The sequence below is a fragment of the Methylotuvimicrobium sp. genome (assembly GCF_050611805.1).
GTDB lineage: Bacteria > Pseudomonadota > Gammaproteobacteria > Methylococcales > Methylomonadaceae > Methylotuvimicrobium.
In genome coordinates this window covers 84,096-96,191 of the sequence record NZ_JBNGHF010000008.1, presented here as the reverse complement: position 1 = coordinate 96,191, position 12,096 = coordinate 84,096, and the positions used below count along the sequence as shown (strand labels likewise).

The following is a 12,096-nucleotide window of genomic DNA, read 5'->3' as shown; positions in this document are numbered from 1 at the left end:
TAAACGGTTCACTATCATGACAGTTACAGACAACGTACATCTTCACGAAATCAATAAATTCGGCTCGCTCGCGGAACGCTGGTGGGATACTACCGGCGAGTTCAAAACTTTACACGATATCAACCCGCTACGAATCCGTTTCATTCAAGAGCATGCGGAGATTAACGGCAAACGTATCGTGGATGTCGGTTGCGGCGGCGGAATACTTTCCGAAGGACTGGCTAAAAACGGCGCCGATGTGCTCGGCATCGACTTGAGCGAGGAATTGATCGATATCGCCGATCTGCACGGACTGGAGTCGGGCGTCAACGCGCATTACCGCAAAATTAGCGCCGAAGCCTTGGCCGATGAACAACCCGAAGGTTTCGACCATGTAACTTGCATGGAAATGCTCGAGCACGTTCCCGACCCGGCATCTATCGTCAGAGCCTGTGCGAAACTGGTTAAGCCCGGCGGCACGGTATTTTTCTCGACGCTGAACCGTAAGCCGAAAGCCTATTTATTGGCCATCGTTGCAGCGGAGTATGTATTGAGAATGCTGCCTAAAGGAACACACGATTTCAAAACCTTTATTAAACCTTCTGAGTTGAGCCGCTGGGCACGCGAAACCGGGCTTGAACTACAAAGCATGGCCGGTATTGAATACAATCCTCTGACCAAACGCTTCAGTCTCGGCAAGGACATCGACGTTAATTATCTTGCCGCTTTCAAACGAAAAAACTGACTATGGTCTGCGATTTTAAACTTTCTTGCGTGCTATTCGATCTCGACGGAACACTCGTCGATACCGCACCAGACCTAATTGCCTGCTTGAATCATGCTTTGCTTGAACACGGCTTTGCGAATGCCCCAAAAGAATCGGTTAAGCCCTATATCTCATATGGCGCTGCGGCGATGGTTAAAGCCAGCATTAGCGATACCGTCAGTGATGACATTCGGCAGGCGATTCTAAAAACAATGCTCGACCGATATCAACACAATATCGCCGAATTCACGGTTTTTTTCGACGGCATGCCTCAACTACTCGAAACCATTGAATCACAAGGTCTTAAATGGGGGGTCGTGACCAATAAACTTAAACGCTACACCGATCCGTTGATGCAAGCGCTCGATCTGACGCGACGAGCAGCCTGTATCATTAGCGGCGATAGCACCGGCAACAGCAAGCCGCATCCCGAACCGATGCTAGAAGGCTGTCGACTGGCCGAAGTAACGCCACACGAATGCGTTTATATCGGCGACGCGAGCCACGACATCGAAGCCGGAAGAAATGTCGGCATGAAAACCCTGGCGGCCTTATACGGCTATCTTAAACCGGACGATGTTCCCGAGAACTGGGGCGCCGATGCCCTGATCGATCATCCCCGCCAAATCGATTCATGGATAAGGTCAACATTATGCAATTAACAGGAAAGGTTATTCTGATTACCGGCGCGGGCGGCGGTCTTGGCGGTACGGCTGCTTTGGCTCTCGCTAAACAAGGCGCACAGGTTATTTTACTGGACAAAATCATCGCTAAACTCGAAGCGGTTTACGACAAGATTGTCGCGGCCGGCGCACCTGAACCGATCATGTACCCTTTTGATTTGGCCGGCGCAAACGAAAACGATTACCAGGAACTCGCCGAACGGATCGAAGCAAAATACGGCTCGCTGGACGGCTTGCTGCATTCGGCTGTCGAATTCAGTGCATTCGAGCCTTTAGTCTTGCATAAAACCAAGGACTGGGGGCATTCGTTGAATGTTAATCTGAATGCGCCCTTTATATTATGTAAAGTCTTGTTACCGGTCATGCAAAAAAGCGATTTCGCTTCTATCGTATTCACGTCGGATTCCAAGGCGAGAACCGGCCAAGCCTATTCGGCGTCTTACGGCGTATCGAAAATCGCGCTGGAAGGCTTGGCTAAGATAGTGGCGGAAGAGCTGGAGTCGGAAGGAAAAATCAGGGTTAATACCTTGATTCCGGGACCTATCGATTCGCCATTTCGAAAAAAAGCATACCCGGCTGAGGATAAAAGCCTGCTACCGGCAATGTCCTCATTAAATGAGATTTATACCTATCTTTTCAGCGCCGACAGTATCGGTCTAACCGGTCGCATCATCGACGCGCAAACCTTTAAGCAACAACCAACGAATTAGCATGGCTGAAAGAGAAAGCATCGTTTTAACGCGGGATGTCAATATCGTCACGATTCCCGACGGCAATAACGGCACCTTAAGTAAAGGCACCGTCGTCACGATCCATCAATCGCTCGGTAACAACTACACGGTTGTCACCGATTACGGACACATGGTACGCATCAACAGCGCCGATGCCGACGCCTTGGGCAAAGAGCCTCACGAGCTCCACACCTTAGTCCGCGACACGGATCCTGACGCAGTCGAAAAAAACTGTTGGGAGGTCATGAAAACGGTCTATGACCCGGAGATCCCCGTCAACATCGTCGATTTGGGACTGGTTTATAACTGCGTGGTCACACCTACCGGGGAAGGCAAAAACAGGGTCGACATTCAAATGACGTTGACCGCACCCGGTTGCGGCATGGGCCCCGTCATCCAAAGTGATGTCGAAAAAGCGATACGTGCGCTACCCGGCGTCGATAGCGTTAATGTTGAAGTAGTGCTGGACCCGCCCTGGTCGAGACACATGATGTCGGAAGTCGCCCAGGTGCAACTCGGCTTGTTTTGAGCGGAATTATTATACCCATCGCAGATCAAGATTCGGCACCGGGATGTCCGTCAAAGGCCCAGCACCTAAATAAGCTATGGTTTTGAATCATTGCCAAAGACCTATGAAATTTAGGTGCTGGATGAACGACGGACCTCGATAGACTCATCCCATGCCTTTTATTCTTAGAATTCGGTATAAATAACTTCCCTATTTTTAATGCACGGTAAGCAGGTTCGGTTGCTCGATTGACAGGTGTCGGCGGCAGGGAAAGCCGCCGTCAAGCCTACACGGACGTATTCATGGCGTCCTGTCAAGCGAGTTACCGAACCCGCTACAATACTCATAGCCCCAGGAAATTATTTTTCACGATTCTCGCGCAGAGGCGCTGCGCGAGGCACTTTAAGTCATTCGCCGACGATAAACTGACCGAAGGCCCGGCTGCCCTCGCCTGTTTCGATCGTATCGATCACTTCAAGACTCAGCGCATCAATGACCGATACATTGTCATCGAACCAATTCGCGACATAGACGAAGCGACCTCCTGGCAGCGTGTCTATACCTTCGGGTTTATCGCCAACACTGATTACGGCCTTTTCTTGTAACGTTTCAGTATCGATCACCGATACGGTGCCGTCGTCCTGATTGGTCACGAACAACAAGCTATCGTTTTGCGTCAGCGAAGCGGCATAAGGCAGCATCTTGACCTTGACAGTGCCGATTCTTTTCAGATGATCGCGACTCAAGACCGTCACATCGTCACTCTCGACGTTCGCGACATAGATCTTCTCGCCTCGGCTATCGATCGTTAAACCGAACGGATGTTCGCCGACCTTGGTCGTGTTGCGGATTCGCAGCGTTTCCAGGTCTATCTGAGACACCGAATTATCGAGCCGGTTCGCGACATAGAGCCATCGGTTGTCGGGGCTTACCGCAAGACCGGACGGCGATTGTCCAACCGGAATCGTTTTCTTAACTTGCAGGCTTTCGGCATCGACTACCGATACGATGTTTTTGTACCAGTCGGCGATGTAGATCGTCTTGCCGGTCCGGTCCGTCGTGATGCCCAATGCGCCCGCACTGACCGGAACCTGAGCGATCAGCTTGTTGTTGGCAGTATCGATCACGGCTAGTTCGCCCGATTCCGGCGTCGTGACATAGACACGGCTACCGTCCGGCGCAACTGCGATCCCTGCCGGTTTGCCGGGTACCGCGATCGTTTCGATAACCGTATTCGACGCAGTGTCAATAACCGATACGCTATCGCCGAGTTGATTGGTGATATAGGCGCGTGGCGCGGCGGCGGCCAATGGCAGGGATAAAAAAAACGCGGCGGCCAAAGCCGCCGCGTTTTTGACATGCGTTAAAAACACTGCAAACAACCTTATTTTTCGGCTAAGGCTTTCAGGTTTTCCAAACCTTCTTTAAAAATAGCGTTAACGGCAGTGTTGGCCGCTTCTTCGTTCATTTCAGCCGGCGGGTTGTTGTTCATGTATGCGCGGTAGTAACCGGCTTTCCAGATGACCTGCGTTTTATCGCCTTTGGCCTTGACGTCGATGCTGGCAGCATAGTTACTGACCGGCAATACCGGCACCTCTTCGTCTTGGCCGGAATGCGTTATGGTTTTTGCAGCACTCATATCTTTGATTTTATAAGCATAACTCATCTTTTTATCGTCATGTTTTTTCAATTCTTCTTTAATCGTGCCCCCGTCTTTTAGCGTTAAAACACGGGTTGCGCCTTTTTTGTTGCCGCCCTCACCGGTTGTGCTGGCCACTGCCGGCAACCATGACATATCGTCGAAATTTTTAATCAACGCCCAGACTTTATCAGCCGATGCATTAATGGTGATATCCTGCTTTACTTTCTGACGCACCGGACCATGAGCATGGGCACCGGCTGCAAACAAAAACAAAGCTGAAACTAAGAGCGTGAATTTTTTCATTATTGACTTCCTATTGCGGAAAAGTGAAAAGATAGTCGGCTATTATATGCCAAAACACCGATCGCTAAAAACGAGTCGTGGGTTAATTCTGCAAAAAAGCACCTGAATTTTTCCTGAATTCATGCGCCAAGGATTTGTTCATAAACTTATAAAAAGTATATTCTGTCCACGAAAACCACGAAAATATTCAATTAACTATACGTTCCAAGCCGCTCACCCAATGAGGGCTTAAAAAGATTTATGGAACCGCATGAATACTTTACTGTGAAAGTTCGTAGATTTGGACACTTTATCTAATTTTTCGATATACAAAACTCTGTGCTGGCAATACCGGTTCCAGAGAGGGTGCGGTTGCTCGATCGACAGGCGTCGGCGTCAGGGAGCCGCCGTCGAGCCTACATGGACGTATTCACGGCGTCCTGTCGGGCGAGTGACCGCACCCTCCGCCACCAAGAGAACTTTCATTTGCCGGGGCGATGGTTAGGCCTTCATGAACGTTAGTGTATTTCTTGGAGCGAATGCCGAATTAAGGATAAATAATTTCTATATTGTGGGGGCAGCAGTGACCCGCTACAAAGCCATAACTCCGAAAAATGATTTGTTACGAAATCCTAAACAAAAGCATTCACTGCCGACAAATCTTTTTTGATGTCCTCGATGTTTTCGAGACCGACCGAAATACGCACCAAACCATCCTTGATTCCCGCAGCGTCCCGCGCCTCCGGCGTCAGGCGCCCGTGTGTGGTGGTCGCAGGATGAGTGATAGTGCTTTTGACATCGCCGAGATTTGCCGTAATCGATATCATGCGCGTCGAATCGATTAAATTCCAGGCCGGCTCTTTGCCGCCCTTCAATTCAAAACTCACGATGCCGCCGAATCCGGTTTGCTGACGCTTTGCCAACTCATGTTGCGGATGCGATGCCAGCCCTGGATAATGAACCCTTTCAACTCCCGGTTGCCTTTCCAACCAACGGGCTAAATCCAAAGCATTGGCGCAATGTTTTTCCATGCGCAGCGCTAGCGTTTCGAGCCCCGACAGAAAAGCCCAGGCATTAAAAGGACTCATCGAAGCGCCGCCTGTGCGCAAATAAGGATAGATGGCCTTTTCTATGATTTCATCGGAAGCGACAACAGCGCCGCCGACACAGCGACCGTGGCCGTCGATATATTTGGTCGCCGAATGGACGATAATATCGGCACCCAATTCGAGCGGTTTTTGCAGTGCCGGCGTACAGAAACAATTGTCGACAATGAGCAAGCAATCATGCCGATGCGCCAAGTCGGCAAGCGCTTGAATATCGGCGATTTCAGTCAACGGATTAGACGGCGTCTCCAAAAACAAAAAACGGGTATTCGGTTTGATCGCCGCTTCCCAAGCGGCCAAATCGGTTAAGGCGACAAAATCACTCTCTACCCCGAACTTGGCAAAATAATTTTGAAACATCAACACAGTATTGCCGAATACACCCCGCGAAACCACCACATGATCGCCCGATTTCAGCAAACCCATGCCTACCGCCATGATCGCGGCCATGCCCGACGCAAAAGCCAAACACCGCTCACCGTTTTCCATCCTGGCCAATCTTTCTTGAAATGTATTGACAGTCGGATTGGTAAAGCGGGAGTAGATATTACCGGGAATTTGGCCGGTAAACTTCAATGAGGCTTCTTCCGCGCTGTCAAACACATAACTGGACGTGATGAATATCGGAATGCTATGTTCTGCTTCGCCCGTGCGCCGATGCCCCGCTCTAATGGCCTGAGTTTCGAGCGAATAATCGTTCCAATCGGTATCTTTCATGTTGCTCCTATTCTAACCGGCGAGACGTTTTTTTATATGTTTCAAGCATAAACTTTGCTCAGTCTGAATTCTGCATTTCTATGATAAAATTTTCCGAATTTCTTTTTGCCTGAGCATCATCGTTACGCAAGGCTTGAACATTCTCCAAATAGGCATCGTCGATATCGCCGGTAATATATTCGCGGCTGAAGCACGATGTATCGAAATGCTGAATATCCCTATTACCTTTCCTTACCGCCTCGATCAAATCTTCAAGATCCTGATAAATTAAACGATCCGCACCGATTGCTTCGCAAACTTCATCTTCTGTCCGACCGTGCGCAATTAATTCTTCGACCACCGGCATATCGATACCGTAAACATTAGGATATCTGACCGGCGGCGCTGCCGATGCAAAATAAACTTTTTTAGCCCCGGCTTCACGGGCCATTTGTATGATTTGCTCCGAAGTCGTTCCTCTGACGACGGAATCGTCGATTAGCAGAACATTTTTTCCGTCGAATTCCAAATCGATTGCATTGAGCTTTTGCTTAACCGATTTTTTGCGCTTTTGTTGCCCCGGCATGATGAACGTCCGTCCGATATAACGGTTTTTGATAAAACCTTCTCGGTATTTGACACGAAGCTTGTTAGCCAACTGCAATGCCGCGGTTCGACTGGTATCGGGAATCGGAATCACCACATCGATATCGTGATCCGGCCAAATCCGCATAATTTTTTCGGCCAATTTTTCACCCATTCTCAAGCGGGCCTTATAAACTTGGATATCATCGATGATCGAATCGGGACGGGCAAAATAGACATATTCGAACATACAAGGACAATGATCGACGAAATCGGAACATTGCTTGGTATGCAAGGCACCCGATTCCTCGATGAACACAGCCTCTCCGGGATCGATATCCCGAATCAGATCAAAGCCCAAGACATCCAGCGCGACGCTTTCGGAAGCGATCATAAATTCGCTGCCTTTATCGGTTTTTCTTTCGCCGAATACGATAGGCCGAATACCATGCGGGTCGCGAAAGCCTAAAATACCGAAGCCAGCTATCATTACGACGACCGCATAAGCGCCGCGAACACGTTGATGAACTCTGGAAACCGCGGTAAACACATCGTCCACAGTCAATTTTAACTTACGCAGTTGCTGCAACTCATGCGCAAACACATTGAGCAACACTTCGGAGTCGGAGTCGGTATTGATATGACGTTGATCTTCGATGAATAAAACGTGCTTCAACGCTTCGGTGTTGGTTAAATTGCCGTTATGCGCCAGCGTCAAGCCGAACGGCGAATTCACATAAAAAGGCTGCGCTTCGGCCGAGCTCGTGCATCCGGCGGTCGGATAGCGCACATGACCGATACCCATATTACCCTTGAGCTTCAGCATTTGACTATTAGTAAAAACATCCCTAACCAAGCCGTTATCCTTACGTAAATGCAAACGTCCGTTTTCACAGGTCACGATGCCGCTCGCATCCTGCCCCCTATGCTGCAATACGGTCAACGCATCATACAGCTCTTGATTAACGTTGTTATGAGCAACAATACCGGCAATACCACACATGCTTTAAACCTAGAATTTTAATCAACGATAATTAACATAGCTCATCACGTCTGACGGGATATGATCCCGTAACCAAACGGCAAGCGATTGAAAAGGCGGAATCAAAGTCGACTCTTTCCACCAAGCATCCTCCGGAAGCGGCGTCAAACCGGCCAACATGATGCAAACCGTGACGACCAATAAGCCGCGAGCGATACCGAAAATCATTCCGGCGAAACGATCCGACCCGGTCAATCCGGTTTGCTTGACCAATTTTCGTAACATTAAATTGATCAATGCACCGAAGATTAGCACCGAAAAAAACAATGCCGCAAAGGCTGCGGCAATACGTGCCGAAGGCACGCTAAAAACCGGCTCTAAAAGCGCGGAAAACTCCCGACTAAACGTTAACCCGAGCCAAACCGCGACGACCCACAATACCAGCGAGAATGCTTCTTCGATAAAGCCTCTAAATAAACCGATCACCAAAGAAATGGAGATCAACCCCAAAATGGCATAATCGACCCAAATCATATCCGCATCTCCTATAAAGCTCATTCGGAAACCAGAAAACCTTTGAGACTGTGTTGGCTATCCAATTGCATTAGTTGGGTTTCAGCCCGTTTTTTATCGAGTTCGGGACCGACACGAAGACGATACGCCTTACCTTGCGCAGTATCGACTTCGGTAACAGCAGCAGGAAAACCTTTTGCGCGCAGTTTATCACGGAGTGAATCGGCATTTTCCTGTTTACTGAAACTTCCTAATTGTATATACCACTTTACCATGCCTGTGTTTGCAGCCGGCCCGCTCTGTTGAGGCGCCGATTGACTTACTTGAGCAGGCGCTGACGGTTCGATGGCCTTGGGCTTATTGACCGACAATAATAGGCTCTTGAGGTTATTATCGGCATCTAGTCGCGTTTTAAGCGCCTGGGCTTTGCTTTTATCGGTTTCAGGCCCCACCAAGACCCGATAGGATTTTCCGCCTCGGATATCGATCTCCTCGACCGCAGCGGGAAAACCTTGAGAACGCAATTTATCGCGCAATGCGAATGCATTATCTTTCTTACTAAAACTGCCCGGCTGTATATACCACGTCACGAGTTCCGCAATCGGCAATGTCTCCGCCGACTCCGTTTTCGGAACCCTGACTTCGGAAACCGGAGCATTCTCAACTATCTCGGTCGGCTTATCCGTTTCCGTCAAAGAGGACGGCAATTTTTTCTTATCAATAGGTTTAAGCTCAGACCCGTCATCGACAGGCCCAATGTATTCGAGCTCTTCAGGAGTCAAACCCTCTACTTCATCGGCATCAGGCTCGGGTTCGTCAACCGACTCTTCGGCCCACTGAGGCCGACTGCTGTCCGGAAGACGCTCGGCAGTCATGGCGAATTCTTGCGCTGGCGGCTCAGGCAAGGCTAATTCGTTGACCAATTGACCGCTCTCCTCAATCGGATCGTCAAACAGCATCGGTACAAAAATAGCGGCCAACGCGGTGATGACAACCGCGCCGATCAATCTTTGTTTTAATTCCTGATCCATCGATAACCTCTAAGCTAAACCAGCTAAGGAACGAGCATGAAATAACTTCGACAACTGTTGAAAGGGGAGTCGGCGGCTCGATTGACATTTATCGGCGCCCGGGATAGCCGCCGTCAAGCCGACATGGAGGTATTCACGGCGTACACTCAAGCGAATCACCGAACCGCCGCAAAACCAAGTATTTGTAGAATTTATTTTGTGCATATTCCTAAATATTCAGATACTAAAAAGAAAGAACCGAAAACCAGTAATAAATCGTTTTTTCCGGCTTTAGTCTTGGCACTATCCAATGCGTCTTGCAATCCGGAAAAACCGAAATCAACACCCGTAATTTTGCACTGTTCAAAATAATCTTGCATCATTGCCTCGGAAGCGCACCGAGGATTGTCTTTTAACGGCACAAAATACCATTGATGAACCAATGGCTTCATGATACTGATAACGCCAGGAATATCCTTATCCTTCATCATCGTAAAAACGGCATGAATGCGTTTGTCGGAAAAGTTATCGCTCAAATAGTCGACCAAGGTCTGAACGGCTTGCGGATTATGCCCGACATCGAGTAGGACAGGTATCTCGTCATGAATGAATTGAAAACGTCCGGTTAGTTCAACGGATTCGATGCCCTGCCTTATCGAATCCACACTAATCGGCAGTCGTGAAGACATTTGGGTCACAGCCATTACCACAGCAGCCGCATTTCGATATTGATGCTCGCCTTTGAGATTAGGTTCCGGCAATTCTTCGATCTGCCGATCGGGTGTATACCATATCCAACCTTTCGGCTGCTTCCGATAAGCGAAATCGCACCCGATAAAAAAAGCCGGGGCCTCGATTTCGTTTGCATAGTCGTATATCGAGTCAGGTGATTCAGGATCGCTGATAATCGCAGGAACCTGCTTTCTAAAAATACCGGCCTTTTCACGACCAATCAGCTCGCGCGTTTCGCCGAGCCAATCGGCATGATCGATCCCGATGCTGGAAATAATAGAAACGTCGGGGTCCACAATATTGACGGCATCAAGACGCCCGCCCAAACCTACCTCCAACAACTGCACATCGAGATTGGCCCTGGAAAAAATATCGAGCGCGGCCAAGGTTCCGAATTCAAAGTAACTCAACGATATACCCTCACGAACCGATTCAATACGCTCGAAAGCCGAACAGATCAAATCGTCGCTAACCGGATTGCCGTTAATTTTTATACGTTCGTTATAACTTAGAATATGCGGAGAAGTATATGTTCCGACTCGATAACCTTGAGCCCGATAAATAAATTCTAAGAAAGCCACGCATGAACCTTTACCATTGGTTCCTGCTACTGTGATCGTCGGCGGCTTATTGTAATCCGGTTGCAATGATCGGAATACGCTCTGTACTCTCTCCAATCCTAGATCGATCGTTTGCGGATGCAATCCTTCCTGCCACCTAAGCCAGCCCTCGAGCGTATCGAAATGCTTCATCTCAGACAAATTGTGGGTTCCACGAAAACATAAAAAAGCACGAAAGCGTCAACGAGATAGAAAATCGTGGATTGTCCCATCCAATAACTGCAGACTTAAGCCCTATTGCGGACCGATTATTGTTGTGTTTCTCATGACTTAAACGCAACAGTAGGATCATTCGGCCATTTATAATTGTACTGAATCCTGAACGGCAGGCAAAGGCTCGGATTCGGCCAAGATAATAGGCTCGTCTACATTCGGGCTTATTTTCGTTTCCATCCGCGAAGCCATCAAAATCGCCAGCATTGCAGCAATTTTATCGCGCATTTCACGCCTATCGATAATCATGTCGATAGCGCCGTGCTCTTGCAGAAACTCGCTACGTTGAAAACCTTCCGGCAATTTTTCTCGAACGGTTTGCTCGATGACGCGAGGTCCTGCAAAACCGATTAAGGCATTCGGCTCGGCGACATTAATATCGCCAAGCATCGCCAAACTTGCGGAAACACCGCCCATCGTCGGGTCGGTCATACAAGAAATAAACGGCAATCCCGCTTCCGACAACCGTGTCAAGGCCGCGCTGGTTTTCGCCATTTGAAACAATGAAAACAACGATTCCTGCATGCGAGCGCCGCCGCTGGCGGTAAAAACAATGAACGGCGCACCCATTTCGAGGCTCTGATTCACGCCTCGCACGAAACGCTCACCGACCACCGACCCCATCGAACCGCCCATAAAACTGAAATCGAACGCAGCGGCTACGATATCTTTATTTTTTAGCTTACCCTTAATCACTACGAGGGCATCGCTTTCCTTGGTCTGTTTTTGCGCTTGGCTTATACGGTCTTTATAGCGTTTGGAATCCTTGAATCTAAGCGGGTCGGTCGGTTTGATATGTTGACCGATTTCATCTTGATCCTGCTCATCGAGAAATAATTCCAACCGTACTCTTGCCGATATCCGCATGTGATGATTGCATTTAGGGCACACACTGGAATTTCGTTCCAATTCGTTGTTATAGAGAATCGCGTTGCAACTCGGACACTTGGTCCATAAGCCCTCGGGCACAGCGCCTTTTTTCTTGTTAGTCCCGTCTGTTCTGATTGTTGAGGGGACCAGTTTTTCAAACCAACTCATATTTTAAACT

The 12,096-nt window shown here is 48.8% G+C and carries 12 protein-coding genes; 4 read left to right on the top strand and 8 right to left on the bottom strand.

Annotated features, from left to right (window positions below):
* The first annotated feature begins 16 nt into the window (after positions 1-16).
* The 4 genes from ubiG to sufT are packed head-to-tail and all read left to right on the top strand — an operon-like array spanning position 17 to position 2,688.
* Entirely contained in the window at positions 17-724 is a 708-nt protein-coding gene (ubiG, locus tag ACRJJO_RS06170) for a bifunctional 2-polyprenyl-6-hydroxyphenol methylase/3-demethylubiquinol 3-O-methyltransferase UbiG (RefSeq protein ID WP_431065011.1), read from the top strand.
* Between the two features lie 2 nt (positions 725-726).
* The gene (locus tag ACRJJO_RS06165; RefSeq protein ID WP_431065010.1) at positions 727-1,407 is read left to right on the top strand and encodes an HAD family hydrolase; all 681 of its coding nucleotides are present in this window, start codon (positions 727-729) and stop codon (positions 1,405-1,407) included.
* Positions 1,398-2,138: an SDR family NAD(P)-dependent oxidoreductase gene (locus ACRJJO_RS06160; protein WP_431065009.1), complete on the top strand. Its 741-nt coding sequence runs from the start codon at positions 1,398-1,400 to the stop codon at positions 2,136-2,138. The genes ACRJJO_RS06165 and ACRJJO_RS06160 overlap by 10 nt, the downstream gene beginning before the upstream one ends.
* A gap of 1 nt (position 2,139) precedes the next feature.
* Positions 2,140-2,688, top strand: coding sequence for a putative Fe-S cluster assembly protein SufT (gene sufT, locus ACRJJO_RS06155; protein ID WP_431065008.1), 549 nt, complete (start codon positions 2,140-2,142; stop codon positions 2,686-2,688).
* A gap of 386 nt (positions 2,689-3,074) precedes the next feature.
* On the opposite strand, the gene ACRJJO_RS06150 is transcribed toward sufT, so the two are convergent.
* From ACRJJO_RS06150 to accD, 8 genes are all read right to left on the bottom strand, one after another.
* The gene (locus tag ACRJJO_RS06150) at positions 3,075-4,040 is read right to left on the bottom strand and encodes a beta-propeller fold lactonase family protein (protein WP_431065007.1); all 966 of its coding nucleotides are present in this window, start codon (positions 4,038-4,040) and stop codon (positions 3,075-3,077) included.
* A gap of 11 nt (positions 4,041-4,051) precedes the next feature.
* Complete coding sequence (locus tag ACRJJO_RS06145; protein ID WP_431065006.1) at positions 4,052-4,612, bottom strand: SRPBCC family protein; 561 nt, start codon at positions 4,610-4,612, stop codon at positions 4,052-4,054.
* 611 nt (positions 4,613-5,223) lie between these two features.
* Positions 5,224-6,414 carry an O-succinylhomoserine sulfhydrylase gene (locus ACRJJO_RS06140; RefSeq protein WP_431065005.1) on the bottom strand — a complete coding sequence of 397 codons (1,191 nt, stop codon included), beginning with the start codon at positions 6,412-6,414 and terminating at the stop codon, positions 5,224-5,226.
* A gap of 58 nt (positions 6,415-6,472) precedes the next feature.
* Positions 6,473-7,981, bottom strand: coding sequence for an amidophosphoribosyltransferase (gene purF, locus ACRJJO_RS06135; RefSeq protein WP_431065004.1), 1,509 nt, complete (start codon positions 7,979-7,981; stop codon positions 6,473-6,475).
* Positions 7,982-8,002: 21 nt separating this feature from the next.
* The gene (locus ACRJJO_RS06130) at positions 8,003-8,494 is read right to left on the bottom strand and encodes a CvpA family protein (protein WP_431065003.1); all 492 of its coding nucleotides are present in this window, start codon (positions 8,492-8,494) and stop codon (positions 8,003-8,005) included.
* Positions 8,495-8,514: 20 nt separating this feature from the next.
* Positions 8,515-9,504 carry an SPOR domain-containing protein gene (locus ACRJJO_RS06125; protein ID WP_431065002.1) on the bottom strand — a complete coding sequence of 330 codons (990 nt, stop codon included), beginning with the start codon at positions 9,502-9,504 and terminating at the stop codon, positions 8,515-8,517.
* A gap of 191 nt (positions 9,505-9,695) precedes the next feature.
* Entirely contained in the window at positions 9,696-10,967 is a 1,272-nt protein-coding gene (gene folC, locus ACRJJO_RS06120) for a bifunctional tetrahydrofolate synthase/dihydrofolate synthase (protein WP_431065001.1), read from the bottom strand.
* 168 nt (positions 10,968-11,135) lie between these two features.
* The gene (gene accD / locus ACRJJO_RS06115) at positions 11,136-12,086 is read right to left on the bottom strand and encodes an acetyl-CoA carboxylase, carboxyltransferase subunit beta (RefSeq protein WP_431065000.1); all 951 of its coding nucleotides are present in this window, start codon (positions 12,084-12,086) and stop codon (positions 11,136-11,138) included.
* Between the last annotated feature and the right edge of the window lie 10 nt (positions 12,087-12,096).